A 13,954-nucleotide genomic window follows, 5' to 3' on the forward strand; every position below is an offset into this window, starting at 1 on the left:
GATGACGTGCGAGCGATGCTTCGCATCGATGCAAAGGACTGAGCATGATTCAAGCTGGTGACAAGCTGCCCGACGCAACGCTCTTCGAGTATGTCGAAGACGAACGCGCGGGCTGCACGATCGGGCCTAACAGCTTCGACGTGCGCGGGCAGACGGCGGGCAAGCGGGTGGTGATCTTCGGATTGCCAGGTGCTTTCACGCCGACCTGTTCGGCCAAACATGTGCCGGGTTATGTCGAACACGCCGAGCAGTTGCGCGCGGCGGGCGTCGACGAGATCTGGTGCGTGTCCGTGAACGACGCGTTCGTGATGGGCGCGTGGGGACGCGATCTGCACGCCTCGGGCAAGGTGCGCATGATGGCGGACGGAAGTGCGGCTTTCACACGAGCGCTCGGTCTCGAGCAGGATTTGTCGGCGCGCGGCATGGGAATCCGTTCCCAGCGCTACGCGATGGTTGTCGACGACGGCGTGGTCAAGACGTTGAACGTCGAGGCTGCCGGCAAATTCGAAGTGAGCGATGCAAGGAGTATCCTCGCGACGTTGAGCTAGTTATGAAAGCGTCAGCGCCTTCGCCTCGCACGCGGTTCATCGCGTGGCGCAACGGCAACGGCGGAAACGACGCTTTGTGACAGGCCGTTACGCGGGCCGACGACCGGAAACGCCTCCGTTCCGGACGTCGGCCCGTCACGCTTTCCCTCACGGGCGCCCGTGGAAAAACGCGGGTAATGCAGCGAAACAGATTGATACGTTCCGCGCGAAGACGCTCCTTAGGGTTATGGAGTATAATTCGCGCTATGGAATAAAAAGTCCCGATTGGGATTTTCAATCGAACAAAAGATCACCATGTTGAAGCAGCGCACCATTAAATCAATCGTCAAGACGGTCGGCATCGGTTTGCACTCCGGCCGTAAAGTCAATTTGACGCTGCGTCCGGCAGCGCCGGACACGGGCATCGTGTTTTCGCGCGTGGATTTGCCCACGCCGGTGGACATTCCTGCGTCGGCGATGGCGATTGGCGATACGCGTCTTGCTTCCGTGTTGCAGAAAGACGGCGCGCGCGTTTCGACCATCGAGCATTTGATGTCCGCCTGCGCCGGTCTTGGCATCGACAATCTGTATGTCGACGTCACGGCGGAAGAAATTCCTATCATGGATGGCAGCGCCGGCTCGTTCGTGTTTCTGATTCAATCGGCGGGAATCGAAGAACAGAACGCGGCAAAGAAGTTCATCAAGGTCACCAAGCCCGTTGAGATTCGCGACGGCGACAAATTCGCGCGACTCGATCCGTATTTCGGTTTCAAGCTGAAATTCACGATTGATTTCCGTCACCCGGCTGTCGATAAGACCGGCCAGGCGCTGGAAGTGGATTTTGCCAACACGTCGTATGTGCGCGAAATCGCGCGTGCCCGCACGTTCGGCTTCGCGCATGAAGTCGAGATGATGCGCGAGCTGGGTCTCGCGCGCGGCGGCAGCATGGATAACGCGATCGTTCTCGACGAATACCGCATTCTGAACAACGACGGTCTGCGCTACGACGACGAGTTCGTGAAGCACAAGATGCTCGACGCCATTGGCGACCTGTATGTGGTCGGCCATCCGTTGCTGGCTTCGTACAACGCCTATAAGTCGGGCCACGGCCTGAACAACGCGCTGCTGCGCGAGCTGCTGGCGCATGAAGATTCGTACGAAATCGTCACGTTCGACGACACGCAGAAGGCGCCGCGAGGCTTCGCTTACGAGACGCAGACGGCTTTTGCATAGCGAATCGGCGTCACGTTTGGGTGAAACTTCCGAAACGAGTGCACGAAAATAGGCGGCTCACTGGAGCCGCTTATTTTTTTGGTTAGCGGTTTCTCCGATGCCTTGCAGCCATTTTCGCCAGCGCCTCGCGCAAAGGCGAGGGCGCGAGAGATTCGCTCAGTTCGTGCAACGCGTCCGCGCCTGCCGGAGTCATGCGTGCCTGCTTTTCCGGCGGCGGTTGCTTCGCGGGCTGCGGCCGCACGCGGATGCGCAGCGCATTCACCGGCCAGCCGCGCTGTTGCAGATCCAACAGCAGCCGCGGCTCCAGATGCCGCAAGCGCGCCGCCAGCGCATTGTGCGCGGCGAAGAGCGCCAGCACGCCTTCCTTGATGAAACCGGGTTCCACGCTCGCCGACAGGTAGTCCGGCAACAAGTCACGCAGGTCCTTTTCGAGCGCCGCGATCTGCTCGACGCCCGCGCGCAGCGCGGCGAACGCATCCGTGCGATTGAGCACTTCGGCGACCGGCTGCGGCCGGCGCACGTTGAACTGCTTGGGCGGCGGCCTTGAAAACGAGGGAGAACGGCTCATGTTTGACAGTAGCGGCGTGTTCGCACCCAATGTGATGACACGCCGCGATTGTACCGCGCAAGTTGCGGCGAGAGCCGCGCGTTGTCGCACCGTCAAAGGGCGGCGCGGCGGGCTTTGCTGCCCGCAGGCGTCGCGCCGCCGACACAAGCGTGGGCGGGGGCGCGTGCTAAAATCCCCGATTCGAATTCACTCTTGGACTAAGCCGCCGAGGCCCTTCTGACCCCGCAGCGCATGCGAGACCCGCACGCCCGCCAACCAGCCGAAGCCGCGACGCAGACACCGATCCGATGACCACCGGTTTTCTACAGAAGATTTTTGGCAGCCGCAACCAGCGGCTAGTCAAGCAATATCAAAAGACCGTCACGGCGATCAATGCGCTCGAGCCGCAGATCGAGCAATTGACGGACGATCAACTGCGCGCCAAAACAGACGAATTCCGCCAGCGTGTCGCGAGCGGCGAGTCGCTCGACAAGATTCTGCCCGAAGCCTTCGCGGTGTGCCGCGAGGCGAGCAAGCGCGTGCTGAAAATGCGCCACTTCGACGTGCAGCTGATCGGCGGCATGGTCCTGCATTACGGCAAGATCGGCGAAATGCGCACGGGTGAAGGCAAAACGCTGGTCGCCACGCTGCCTGTGTATCTGAACGCGCTGTCGGGCCGCGGCGTCCACGTGGTCACGGTGAACGACTACCTCGCGCAGCGCGACGCCGAGTGGATGGCGCGCCTCTACAACTTCCTCGGGCTGTCCGTCGGCATCAATCTGTCGCAGATGGACCACGCCGCGAAGCAGCAGGCGTACGCGGCCGACATCACGTACGGCACGAACAACGAGTTCGGCTTCGACTACCTGCGCGACAACATGGTGTACGAGCCGGAAGCGCGCGTGCAGCGCGGGCTCAACTTCGCCGTGGTCGACGAAGTGGACTCGATCCTGATCGACGAAGCGCGCACGCCGCTCATCATCTCCGGTCAGGCCGAAGATCACACCGAACTCTACGTGCGCATGAACGCGCTGCCGCCGCTGCTCGAGCGCCAGATCGGCGAAGAGAAGGCGGACGGCACCGGCGTCGAAAAGCCGGGTGACTACACGCTGGACGAAAAAGGCCGCCAGGTATTTCTGACGGAATCGGGCCACGAAAAGGCCGAGCGTCTGCTCGCCGAGTGGGGTTTGATCGGCGAGGGCGAAAGCCTGTACGCGCCGCAAAACATCACGCTGATGCACCACGTGTACGCGGCGCTGCGCGCGCATACGCTGTTCCACAAGGACCAGCACTACGTGGTGCAGAACGGCGAAGTGATTATCGTCGACGAATTCACCGGCCGTCTGATGGCCGGCCGCCGCTGGTCGGACGGTTTGCACCAGGCCGTCGAGGCGAAGGAACACGTGAAGATTCAGAGCGAGAACCAGACGCTCGCTTCAATCACGTTCCAGAACTACTTCCGCATGTACGCGAAGCTGGCCGGCATGACCGGCACGGCCGACACCGAAGCGTACGAATTCAACGAGATCTACGGTCTCGAAACGGTGGTGATCCCGACCAACCGTCCGCCCAAGCGGATCGACAAGCAGGATCAGATCTACAAGACCGCCAAGGAACGCTACGACGCGGTGATCCGCGACATCCGCGACTGCTATGAGCGCGGGCAGCCGGTGCTGGTCGGCACCACGTCGATCGAAAACTCCGAGCTGCTGTCGCATCTGCTGAAGCAGGCCGGCTTGCCGCACGAAGTGCTCAACGCGAAGCAGCACGCGCGTGAAGCGGAGATCGTTGCGGAAGCGGGCCGTCCGAAGCGCATTACGATCGCCACCAACATGGCCGGTCGCGGCACCGACATCGTGCTCGGCGGCAATGCCGAGAAGCAGGCGTCGTTCATCGAACAGGACGAGACGATTCCTGACGACGAGAAACAGCGCCGCATCCAGAAGCTGCACGACGAATGGCAGGCGCTGCACGATCAGGTGAAGGCGGCGGGCGGTTTGCACATTATCGGCACCGAGCGCCACGAGTCGCGTCGTATCGACAACCAGTTGCGTGGTCGCGCGGGCCGTCAGGGCGACCCGGGTTCGTCGCGCTTCTATTTGTCGCTGGAAGACCCGCTCTTGCGCATTTTCGCCGGCGACCGGGTGCGCGCGATCATGGACCGCCTGAAAATGCCGGAGGGCGAGGCAATCGAAGCGGGCATCGTGTCGCGGTCCATCGAATCGGCGCAGCGCAAGGTCGAGGCGCGCAACTTCGATATCCGTAAGCAACTGCTCGAATACGACGACGTCTCGAACGATCAGCGCAAGGTGATCTACCAGCAGCGTAACGAACTGCTCGAGGCGAACGACATCACTGAAACCATCGGCGCAATGCGTCATGGCGTGATTGCGGACATCGTTCACCAGTTCGTGCCGCCGGGCAGCATTGAAGAACAGTGGGACGTGCCGGAACTCGAAGAAGTGCTGCGCAACGAATGGCAGCTCGACCTCGCGATCCAGGAAATGATCAACGAGTCGAACTCGATCACGTCAGACGAGATTCTCGAAGCAGTGGAGGCCGCCGCGGACGAAGCCTACGAGGCGAAGGTCGAGCTGGTCGGCCGCGAGTCGTTCAGCGCGTTCGAACGCTCGATCATGCTGCAAACGCTCGACCGCAGCTGGCGCGAACATCTGGCAGCGCTTGATCATCTGCGCCAGGGCATCCATCTGCGTGGTTACGCGCAGAAGAATCCGAAGCAGGAGTACAAGCGCGAGGCATTCGAACTGTTCGCCGCCATGCTCGACGCGGTCAAGCTCGAAGTCACCCGCGTGGTGATGAACGTGCAGATCCAGTCGCCAGAGCAGTTGGAGCAGGCAGCCGAACAGATGGAAGAGCAGGGCGGCCACCTCGAGAACGTCGAGTTCCGCCACGCCGAGTTCGCGGAGGCATCGGCTGCGGCGCCCGCAGCGGCGGAGGCGGCAACCGCCGCAATGATCGGCGACGCGATGAGCCACGCTTCGTCGTCGCAAGCGGCGCCGCGGGTCAGCACGGACAACGTGCCCAAAGTCGGCCGCAACGATCCGTGCCCGTGCGGCAGCGGCAAGAAGTACAAGCAGTGTCACGGCAAGATCGCATAATGCCAAAGGCGGCGCGCTCAGAGGCGCGCCGCCTCGCTTTACAGCGTCTCTTTTGCACCGTGTTGTGTTGTTGATTGCGCGGTGGCACGGCGTCCTGACCGGGCCACCAGTTCCGTTTCCCTCGATGCCGGCGCCCGCCGGCATTTTCTTCGACAGGTCGCGACCATGGCTGTCAATTTCCCCTCGATCGATCCCGCTCAACTGCATCCCGTCGCCGGCGTCACGCTCGGTTGGGCGGAGGCGAACATTCGCAAGCCGAACCGCAAGGACGTGCTGGTCATTTCCGTCGACGAAGCTGCGACGGTAGGCGGCGTCTTCACGCAAAACCGGTTCTGCGCGGCGCCGGTCACCGTCTGCCGCGAGAATCTGGAGCGCGTGCGCGCCGGCGGCAAGCCGATTCGCGCGCTGGTGATCAACACCGGGAACGCCAACGCGGGCACCGGCGAGCCGGGCCTCGCGCATGCGCGCGAAACGTGCGCGGAACTCGCGCGGCTCGCTGACATTGCCCCCGAACAGGTGCTGCCGTTTTCGACGGGCGTGATTCTGGAGCCCTTGCCGGTCGATCGTCTGAAGGCGGGCCTGCCCGCCGCGCTGGCCAACCGCAAGGAAGCCAACTGGTACGACGCCGCGCAGGCGATCATGACCACCGACACGCTGCCGAAGGCGACATCGCGCCAGGTCACGATCGAAGGGCACACGGTCACGCTGACCGGCATCAGCAAGGGCGCCGGCATGATCAAGCCGAACATGGCGACCATGCTGGGCTTCCTCGCGTTCGACGCCGCCGTGGCGCAGCCGGTGCTCGACGCGCTGGTCAAGCACGTGGCGGACCGGTCGTTCAACTGCATCACGATCGACGGCGATACGTCCACCAACGATTCGTTCATCCTGATCGCGTCGGGCAAATCGAGCCTGCCGGCGATCACCTCCACCGACTCGCCCGCTTATGCGGCGTTGCGCGACGCGGTGACCGAAGTCGCGCAGACGCTCGCGCAACTGATCGTGCGCGACGGCGAAGGCGCGACCAAATTCATGACGGTCCATGTGGAAGGCGGTTCGAGCGTCGGCGAATGCCGTCAGATCGCGTATGCGATCGGCCACTCGCCGCTCGTCAAGACGGCCTTCTATGCATCGGACCCGAACCTCGGCCGCATTCTGGCCGCCATCGGCTATGCCGGCATCGACGATCTCGACGTCGGCAAGATCGATCTGTATCTGGACGACGTGCTGGTTGCAACGGCCGGTGGCCGCAACCCCGCCTACCGTGAAGAAGACGGCCAGCGCGTCATGAAGAAGAGCGAGATCGGCATTCGCGTCGTGCTCGGCCGCGGCAATGCGCAAGCCACGATCTGGACTTGCGATCTGTCGCACGACTACGTGAGCATCAACGCCGACTACCGCTCGTAACCGGTTCATCACGCGGCCCTGGCCGCTCATTCATTTCATGGACAAACTCGAACAGTTTCTGACGCGGGCCGAAGCCGTGCTGGTCCGCCTGGAAGCCATGCTTCCGCCCGCCGCGCCTGACATCGACTGGTCGGCGGCGGTCGCTTTCCGCTGGCGCAAGCGCCAGGGGCGCGGCTATCTGCAAGCGGTGCCGGCCATTTCCGCGATCACGCTGGATGACCTGCAAAACATCGATCGTCAGAAAGCGCTGATCGAGCAGAATACGCGCCAGTTCGTCCACAAGCTGCCGGCGAACAATGTCCTGCTGACGGGCGCGCGCGGCACCGGCAAGTCGTCGCTGATCAAGGCCTGCCTGAACGCATACGCCAAAGACGGCCTGCGCCTGATCGAAGTGGACAAGGACGATCTGCATGACCTCGGCGACATTGTCGAGCTGATCGCGAAGCGGCCCGAGCGTTTCGTGGTGTTCTGCGACGACCTCTCGTTCGAGGAGGGCGAGTCGGGCTACAAGGCGCTCAAAGTCGCGCTCGACGGATCGGTCGCCGCGCAATCGGACAACGTGCTGATTTACGCGACGTCAAACCGCCGCCATCTGCTGCCCGAATACATGAGCGACAACGAGACGTATAAACACACGTCCGATGGTGAGATTCATCCCGGCGAGCTTGTCGAAGAAAAGATCTCGCTGTCAGAGCGATTCGGGCTGTGGGTCAGCTTTTATCCGTTCAAGCAGGACGATTACCTGTCGATCATCGCGCATTGGCTGCGGCATTTTGGTTGCAACGACGCCGAAGTCGAGGCGGCGCGCGGCGATGCGCTAGTGTGGGCGCTCGAGCGCGGGTCGCGTTCGGGGCGTGTCGCATGGCAGTTCGCACGCGACTGGTCCGGCCGGAAATCCCAGCCATGAGCGACGCGCAGAAGAACGCGGCCGGCCGCCCGGTCACGGAGGTCGCAGTCGGCGTGCTCGTGCAGCCGGACGGGCGCTATCTGCTGGCGCAGCGTCCCTCAGGCAAGCCATACGAAGGCTACTGGGAGTTTCCAGGTGGCAAGCTCGAAGCGGGCGAATCCGTCGAGGCGGCGCTCGCGCGCGAGTTGCACGAGGAACTCGGTATCGACGTCAAAGCGTGTCACTTGTGGCATACGCTCGAGCACGATTATCCGCACGCCTATGTGCGGCTCTTTTTCTGCAAGGTGACGCAGTGGACCGGCGAGCCGCACGGCCGCGAAGGTCAGGCGTTCGTCTGGCAGGCATTGCCCGCCGAGGTTTCGCCGCTGCTGCCGGCCACCATTCCAGTGCTGGAATGGCTCGCGGCCGAAAAGACCGAATAGATAGGCAAGCAAGCCGCGCGGTTGCCGGCGTGGCGCCAGTCGGTCAACTGGCTGAACAATGCGCGTTTTTCGCGCCGATTATTGTTCCGGGCAATTGGACCGACGCCGCGCGAACTGCGCGCCGCGTCGGTCAATGCGGGTTGTAGTCCCCGCCGGGCGTCTCGTCCGAGGGCGCTTCCTGATCGGTACCGCCGATCTTGTATTTCTCGGCGGCCCAGGCGCCGAGATCGATCTGTTTGCAGCGCTCGGAGCAGAAGGGGCGAAACCGGCTTTCAGGTGTCCAGCGGACGTCCTTTCCGCAAGTAGGGCATTTGACGACGGTTGGCATACGGTCAGGCAGTCAGTGCAAATGGAACAAGTACCGAATATAAGGGCATTTCTCGCCGCTTTAAAGGCGCGGCCGAGCGAAACCGCCTGGTCTTGCGAATCTATCTGTCAGTCGTGACGAACCCGGCTTACAGGCTGCAGAGCGTCAGCTGAAAGGGTACGTCGACATCCACCGCGCGCGGGCGCAGGTCGCCGTCCTGCACCGTGAAGCGCACCCACAGCATGTACTTGTTGGCGCTGGCCTCGGGAATCACGCGCAATTCAGGCGCGACGCGTACCTGCATCAATTGATAAGAGCGGCCCGACAGCATTTGCTGATAGCTGCCCGCCATGGCCATGACCTTGGACGCCTGGCCGGACTCCCGTGCAAGCCGCAGCACGATCGTAGCGGCGTCGCGCAGCGGCAGCAGCGGCGTGACCCATTTGGCGATGTCCTGACGGCGTTGGTCGGGATGAAGCTGCTGCCAGGCATAGTAGGACGGCAGGTCGAACTTGCAGGTGCCGCCCGGAATGATCGCGCGGCTGCGGATGCTGGCAAGCCATTCGTTCTCTGCAAGATGCTGGCCGGTTTTGCCCTGCATCTGCGAGAGCCCCGCCAAGGTCTGTTCGATTTCGCCGAGCACGGCTTCGAGCGCGTTCTGCTCGATTCCCGGATTGCCGCGAAACGGCGCGAGCGTTTGCCGCTGCCGCTCGAGTTCCTTCATCAGATCCGACTTGAGATCCGCGCGACCCGCTACCTCTGAGATTTCGAACAGCGTGGTCAGTGCGACGTGGTGTTCCCTGGCGTCTTCCTGCGTCAGAAAGAACGTGAAGCGCTCGAACAGATCTTCGAGGCGCAATAGCGTCCGGATTCGCTCGTTGAAGGGGTACTCGTAAAGGATCAAGCGGGCTCGCCTCGGGCGTGGTCGGTGACGGGAATGCAGGACATTCTAATGCCGTGGGACTACCCTAGCAATCACGCGCGTTTTGCGCGCGCCCAAGCAAACTTTTCCGCGTGTTTTCGGCCGTTTTCTGCAGCTTCGTCATGCGGAAAGTGCCGAAGTTCAATCATTCGCGCCAACGGTTGATGCGCGGCGTGAGCGCGGGGTTTCATGGCGCGCGGGGAGAGTGCGGAGGCTTGCGGTCTGCTGGCGGTGCTCCGGCGGCAGGCCCCCGATGGCGCCGAACGCGGCAACTGCACCCATGACACCGACTACTCCGCCGCGAGCCCCAGGTACGTCCGATGCTGCGCGTCAACCTGCGCCGCCAGTGCGGCAAGCGGCGTGTTGTCGTTCACGATCACGTCATCTGCGGCGGCAAGACGTGCGTCGCGGGTCGCCTGGCGCGCGATGATCGCGAGCACCTGCTCGCGGCTGAAACCATTGCGCGTCATCACGCGCGAGATTTGCGTCTCAACGCTGCAATCCACGGCGAGCACGCGGTTCACACGGTTTTTCCAGCTGCCCGACTCGACGAGCAGCGGCACCACGACGATCACGTACGGTCCCCTGGCCTCGCGTTGCTCGCGCTCGGTTTCCGCGCGAATCAGCGGATGCGTGATGTTCTCGAGGCGCTTGCGCGCGGCGTCGTCGCTAAAGACGAGTGCGCGCATGCGCGCGCGGTCGAGCGAGCCGTCGGCAGCCACGAATGCATTACCAAACTCGGCGGCGATCTGCGGCATCGCAATGCCTTGCGGTGCGGTAATGCGATGCGCGATCAGGTCGGTGTCGACGATCGGTACGCCCTGCGCCGCGAACAGGTCTGCCACAGTCGATTTGCCGCTGCCAATGCCGCCGGTCAGTCCCACAACGAACATACTTCAGCCTCCAAGAGCGAGGTAAAGCGGTGTGCCGACAAACAGGGTGAGCGCACCGCCTGCGGCCAGAAACGGCCCGAAGGGCAGCGGCTCTTCAAAGCGCATGCGGCCGCGCCAGGTTGCCGCGAGGCCCACGACCGCGCCTGCGACGGCGGCGACCAGCACGATCTGCGGAAGTGCGGCCCAGCCAAGCCACGCGCCGAGCGCTGCCAGCAGCTTGAAATCGCCGTAACCCATACCGTCGATACCTCGCACCAGCCGGAATAGCCAATGCACGGCCCACAGCACCAGATAGCCGAAGATAGCGCCGAGCACCGCATCGTGCAGGCTCGCGAACACGCCGTTGAAATTGACGATGATGCCGGCCCACAGCAGCGGCAGCGTCATCGAGTCGGGCAGCAGATGCGTGTCGATGTCGATCGCGCTCATCGCCAGCAATGCCGCGCACAGTCCAAACGCGGCAAGCGCGGCGAGCGTCGGGCCGAACAGCGCCAGCGCGGCCGCCGCGAGTGCGGCGCTGGCGACCTCGATTAGCGGATAACGCAGGCTCACATGCATCTTGCATGCAGAGCAGCGACCACGCAGCAGCAGGTAGCTCAGCACCGGGACGTTCTCCCACGCACGCAGCACGTGCCCGCAGTGAGGGCACGTGCTGCGTGGCACCCAGAGGTTGTAGGGCGCCGGCAAGCCGTCTTCTTCGAGAGGTTCGTCTGTGGCCTCACTCACTTCGAGGCGCCATGCCCGTTCGAGCATGATCGGCACCCTGTGCACGACCACGTTCAGGAAGCTGCCTATCACGAGGCCGAACACGATCGCAAAGGCGAACTGCAAGGCGGCAGGCAGGTTGCCGAATACCTGACCGGGACCGGCCGCGAAATGCGCCGGCAGCAAGCTCGAAAGTGGGCCCGAAAGCAGGCTGGATGAGGTTTCTGGCACGAGTGAATGAGTTGCCTGCATGGATAAACGGTGGATTCGGCTGCGATGCTACACCACGTTGCCGAGTTGAATAATGGGAAGATACATCGCGATGACGAGCCCGCCGACTAGCGCTCCCAGCACAATGATGACGAGCGGTTCGCACAGGCTCGACAGCGTGCCGATTTTTTCGTCTACCTGACGATCGGCAAGCGAGGCTACGTCGAGCAGCATCGTGTCGATTGCTCCGGACTCCTCGGCAACTGCGATCGGCTGCACGACTTCGGGCGGAAAGCAGCGCGCCGCGCGCATCGCCGCGGCAAGCCGCTCGCCGCGCCGCAGTCGGGCCGCGATGTCGACGGTGGCGCGGTCGAAAAACGCATTGCCGGTAGCGTGCGTCAGCGAGTCGAAGGCATCGGCGAGCGGCGTGCCTGCCGACAGCAAGGTGCCGAGCGCGCGGCTCCAGCGCGCGGCGCAAAGCGTGGCGAGCAGCGTTCCGGCGACCGGCATTCTCAGCGATAGGCGCGCGAAGCGGATACGCGCCGCTTCCGAACGTCGCAGCAGAAACGTCACTGCCGAGCATGCCCCGACGATGAGCGCAATGGCCGGCACGCTCCATCTCGCAACGCCCGCCGACAGCGCCAGTACGAACAGCGTCGGCGCGGGCAGACGGGCGCCGAAGCCGTCGAAAATCTGTTTGAAAGTCGGCACTACCCAAACCAGCAACGCGGCGGTGATCGCGAGAGCCAGCAGCAGAATCGCGAGCGGATAGGTGAGCGCCGCGCGCACTTTCGCGCGCTGGGCGGCGGCACGCTCGCGGTCGTCGGCGATACGCGCGAGCACGGCAGCAAGGGCGCCCGCCGCCTCGCCGACCTCGACGAGCTGGCAATACAGCGCGTTGAACTGCGCCGGATGCCGTTGCAAGGCAGCCGAAAAACGCAGGCCGGCCGTAATGTCCCGCGCAAGCGTGCCGACGATACGCGGCATACCGGCGCGGCGTGAGTTTTGCGGCTGCGCCAGCAAATCGAGCGCGGGCGCGAGCGGCAAGCCGGCGCGCAACAGGCTCGCGAGCTGGCGCGTGAACAACGTGACTTCGGCGGCATTCGCTTTTGCACGGGGCGCCGGTCCCTTTGCCTTCAGATCGACCACGAACAGGTTGTCGCGCTTCAGAAGGGCGCGAGCGGTGCCTGCGTCGGGTGCGATGAGCGCGCCGGTCTTGCGGATGCCGTCGGCGTCGACGCCGCGCCATCCGAAGCGTGTATCGGTCGATGCGGGCGTGCCCGCTGTCGGCGTGGTCATGCTATTTCCGTCGCAGCGAGCGCCTCGGCGAGGCTTGTGATGCCGCCGCGCACCAGAGCCAATGCCGCATCGCGCAGCGTGCCGACCCGCTCGCTATGCGCCTGTCGCGCGAGTTCCTGGGTGCTCGCGCGCTCGACGATCAGCTCACGCATGGCATCCGATACCGGCATTATCTGATGGACGCCGATGCGCCCGCGATAGCCGATGCCGTGACAGGCGGCGCAGCCCGTCGCCGCATGCGGTTGCCAACCGTCGAGCTCATCGTCGGCGAAACCCGCGGCACGAAGGGCCGCCGCGGATTGCGGTGCGGGCGCGCGGCACGCCGCGCAGAGGCGGCGCACCAGCCGCTGCGCGGTGACCATGCGCAGCGCGGCGGCCAGGTTATACGGCGCAACGCCGATGTCGATCAGACGTGCCACGGCGGCTGGCGCGTCGTTCGTGTGCAGCGTCGAGAGGACGAGGTGGCCGGTTTGCGCGGCCTTCACGGCGACGTCTGCGGTTTCCTCGTCACGAATCTCGCCGACCATGATGACGTCCGGGTCCTGACGCAGAAACGCGCGCAACGCCACCGCGAAAGTGAGCCCGGCCTTTTCGCGCACGCTGACCTGATTGATGCCGGCCAACTGTATTTCCGCGGGATCTTCGACGGAACACAGGTTGCGCGCCGCGCTGTTGAGCAGGTTCAGAAAGCAGTACAACGAGAGCGTCTTGCCGCTGCCCGTCGGCCCCGTGACGAGCACCAGACCATGAGGCGCGCGGATCGCCGCGTCGACGGCTTCGCGCTGCCGCGCATCGAGGCCGAGCGAGTCGAGAGAAAGATCGGCGGGCAACGCTTCGAGCCGACGCAGCACCAGCTTTTCTCCAAACAGCGTGGGCAGCGAATTGACGCGGTAGTCCTCCACTCGTCCTGGCGATGTGGCGATGCGCAGCCGGCCGTCCTGCGGCACGCGGCGCTCGGCGATGTCCATGCGCGCAAGAACCTTCACGCGTGTGACGAACGCGTCGCGCAGATGCGCCGGGGGCTGAGTCATTTCATGCAGCACGCCGTCGATACGCAGGCGCATACGCCAGCTGTTCTCGGCGGGCTCGATATGCAGATCCGACGCGTTGCGGCGCGTCGCTTCCCGCAGCGTGTCAGTCAGCAGACGCACGGCGGGGGCATTGTCGGGATCGTTGAGCATTGCCGCGCCTGCATCGGCGGCAAACGCGCCGGGCTTGCTGCGCGAGGCGCTTTCGCCGTCGGCCGGCAGGGGCCGCAGCAGGGCTGCAGGTTGGAAAGATTGCATGAAACGCCGGCGAAGCGCCGCCTGTAGAACACGACGGCGCCAGTTTCCGGCAAAGCGCGTCTGAATGACATTCGGCCATTCGGCTAATGGTGCGCGCCGCAGGCTTATGCGATGCTCGGCGTGCCGGTCGGGAAGGCGACCGGCAGGTTTGAACGCGATGCGGGCGGTCA

Annotated in this window: 13 protein-coding genes; 6 read left to right on the forward strand and 7 right to left on the reverse strand. The window is 63.9% G+C overall.

Annotation, left to right across the window (positions count from 1 at the left end):
• Window positions 1-44 precede the first annotated feature (44 nt).
• Together A3AC_RS0125045 and lpxC are read left to right on the forward strand one after the other, a co-directional pair.
• Entirely contained in the window at window positions 45-548 is a 504-nt protein-coding gene (locus tag A3AC_RS0125045; RefSeq protein ID WP_025602195.1) for a peroxiredoxin, read from the forward strand.
• Between the two features lie 294 nt (window positions 549-842).
• Window positions 843-1,760 (forward strand): UDP-3-O-acyl-N-acetylglucosamine deacetylase, encoded by a 918-nt coding sequence (lpxC, locus tag A3AC_RS0125050; RefSeq protein ID WP_025602196.1) that lies wholly within the window; start codon window positions 843-845, stop codon window positions 1,758-1,760.
• A gap of 82 nt (window positions 1,761-1,842) precedes the next feature.
• On the opposite strand, the gene A3AC_RS0125055 is transcribed toward lpxC, so the two are convergent.
• The gene (locus tag A3AC_RS0125055; protein WP_025602197.1) at window positions 1,843-2,328 is read right to left on the reverse strand and encodes a DciA family protein; all 486 of its coding nucleotides are present in this window, start codon (window positions 2,326-2,328) and stop codon (window positions 1,843-1,845) included.
• A 287-nt stretch (window positions 2,329-2,615) separates the two neighbouring features.
• On the opposite strand from A3AC_RS0125055, the gene secA reads away from it, so the two are divergent.
• The 4 genes from secA (at window position 2,616) to A3AC_RS0125075 (ending at window position 8,162) form a co-directional block, all read left to right on the forward strand.
• The gene (secA, locus tag A3AC_RS0125060; RefSeq protein WP_025602198.1) at window positions 2,616-5,426 is read left to right on the forward strand and encodes a preprotein translocase subunit SecA; all 2,811 of its coding nucleotides are present in this window, start codon (window positions 2,616-2,618) and stop codon (window positions 5,424-5,426) included.
• 165 nt (window positions 5,427-5,591) lie between these two features.
• On the forward strand, window positions 5,592-6,833 hold the full coding sequence (argJ, locus tag A3AC_RS0125065; RefSeq protein WP_025602199.1) for a bifunctional glutamate N-acetyltransferase/amino-acid acetyltransferase ArgJ: 1,242 nt from the start codon (window positions 5,592-5,594) through the stop codon (window positions 6,831-6,833).
• A 37-nt stretch (window positions 6,834-6,870) separates the two neighbouring features.
• Window positions 6,871-7,740 carry an ATP-binding protein gene (locus A3AC_RS0125070; RefSeq protein WP_025602200.1) on the forward strand — a complete coding sequence of 290 codons (870 nt, stop codon included), beginning with the start codon at window positions 6,871-6,873 and terminating at the stop codon, window positions 7,738-7,740.
• On the forward strand, window positions 7,737-8,162 hold the full coding sequence (locus A3AC_RS0125075) for an NUDIX domain-containing protein (RefSeq protein WP_025602201.1): 426 nt from the start codon (window positions 7,737-7,739) through the stop codon (window positions 8,160-8,162). Before A3AC_RS0125070 ends, A3AC_RS0125075 begins: the two co-directional genes overlap by 4 nt.
• Window positions 8,163-8,292: 130 nt before the next feature.
• Here A3AC_RS0125075 and yacG read toward each other — a convergent pair whose 3' ends face one another.
• From yacG to A3AC_RS0125110, 6 genes are all read right to left on the reverse strand, one after another.
• Entirely contained in the window at window positions 8,293-8,490 is a 198-nt protein-coding gene (gene yacG, locus A3AC_RS0125080) for a DNA gyrase inhibitor YacG (protein WP_025602202.1), read from the reverse strand.
• A 127-nt stretch (window positions 8,491-8,617) separates the two neighbouring features.
• On the reverse strand, window positions 8,618-9,373 hold the full coding sequence (gene zapD / locus A3AC_RS0125085) for a cell division protein ZapD (RefSeq protein WP_013340565.1): 756 nt from the start codon (window positions 9,371-9,373) through the stop codon (window positions 8,618-8,620).
• 308 nt (window positions 9,374-9,681) lie between these two features.
• A complete protein-coding gene (gene coaE / locus A3AC_RS0125095; RefSeq protein WP_025602203.1) occupies window positions 9,682-10,284 on the reverse strand; it encodes a dephospho-CoA kinase in 603 nt (200 codons plus the stop codon).
• Between the two features lie 3 nt (window positions 10,285-10,287).
• Window positions 10,288-11,241, reverse strand: a complete 954-nt coding sequence (locus A3AC_RS0125100; protein ID WP_025602204.1) for a prepilin peptidase — start codon at window positions 11,239-11,241, stop codon at window positions 10,288-10,290.
• A 27-nt stretch (window positions 11,242-11,268) separates the two neighbouring features.
• A complete protein-coding gene (locus A3AC_RS0125105; protein ID WP_025602205.1) occupies window positions 11,269-12,498 on the reverse strand; it encodes a type II secretion system F family protein in 1,230 nt (409 codons plus the stop codon).
• Entirely contained in the window at window positions 12,495-13,784 is a 1,290-nt protein-coding gene (locus A3AC_RS0125110) for a GspE/PulE family protein (protein WP_025602206.1), read from the reverse strand. Before A3AC_RS0125110 ends, A3AC_RS0125105 begins: the two co-directional genes overlap by 4 nt.
• Between the last annotated feature and the right edge of the window lie 170 nt (window positions 13,785-13,954).

The sequence above is a fragment of the Burkholderia sp. WSM2230 genome (genome assembly GCF_000472445.1).
Lineage (GTDB): Bacteria > Pseudomonadota > Gammaproteobacteria > Burkholderiales > Burkholderiaceae > Paraburkholderia.

Excerpts from the sequence above, each read along its gene's own strand:
- A3AC_RS0125045 (WP_025602195.1), top strand. The coding sequence starts at position 45 with ATGATTCAAGCTGGTGACAAGCTGCCCGACGCAACGCTCTTCGAGTAT.
- lpxC (WP_025602196.1), top strand. The coding sequence starts at position 843 with ATGTTGAAGCAGCGCACCATTAAATCAATCGTCAAGACGGTCGGCATC.
- A3AC_RS0125055 (WP_025602197.1), bottom strand. The coding sequence starts at position 2,328 with ATGAGCCGTTCTCCCTCGTTTTCAAGGCCGCCGCCCAAGCAGTTCAAC.
- secA (WP_025602198.1), top strand. The coding sequence starts at position 2,616 with ATGACCACCGGTTTTCTACAGAAGATTTTTGGCAGCCGCAACCAGCGG.
- argJ (WP_025602199.1), top strand. The coding sequence starts at position 5,592 with ATGGCTGTCAATTTCCCCTCGATCGATCCCGCTCAACTGCATCCCGTC.
- A3AC_RS0125070 (WP_025602200.1), top strand. The coding sequence starts at position 6,871 with ATGGACAAACTCGAACAGTTTCTGACGCGGGCCGAAGCCGTGCTGGTC.
- A3AC_RS0125075 (WP_025602201.1), top strand. The coding sequence starts at position 7,737 with ATGAGCGACGCGCAGAAGAACGCGGCCGGCCGCCCGGTCACGGAGGTC.
- yacG (WP_025602202.1), bottom strand. The coding sequence starts at position 8,490 with ATGCCAACCGTCGTCAAATGCCCTACTTGCGGAAAGGACGTCCGCTGG.
- coaE (WP_025602203.1), bottom strand. The coding sequence starts at position 10,284 with ATGTTCGTTGTGGGACTGACCGGCGGCATTGGCAGCGGCAAATCGACT.
- A3AC_RS0125100 (WP_025602204.1), bottom strand. The coding sequence starts at position 11,241 with ATGCAGGCAACTCATTCACTCGTGCCAGAAACCTCATCCAGCCTGCTT.
- A3AC_RS0125105 (WP_025602205.1), bottom strand. The coding sequence starts at position 12,498 with ATGACCACGCCGACAGCGGGCACGCCCGCATCGACCGATACACGCTTC.
- A3AC_RS0125110 (WP_025602206.1), bottom strand. The coding sequence starts at position 13,784 with ATGCAATCTTTCCAACCTGCAGCCCTGCTGCGGCCCCTGCCGGCCGAC.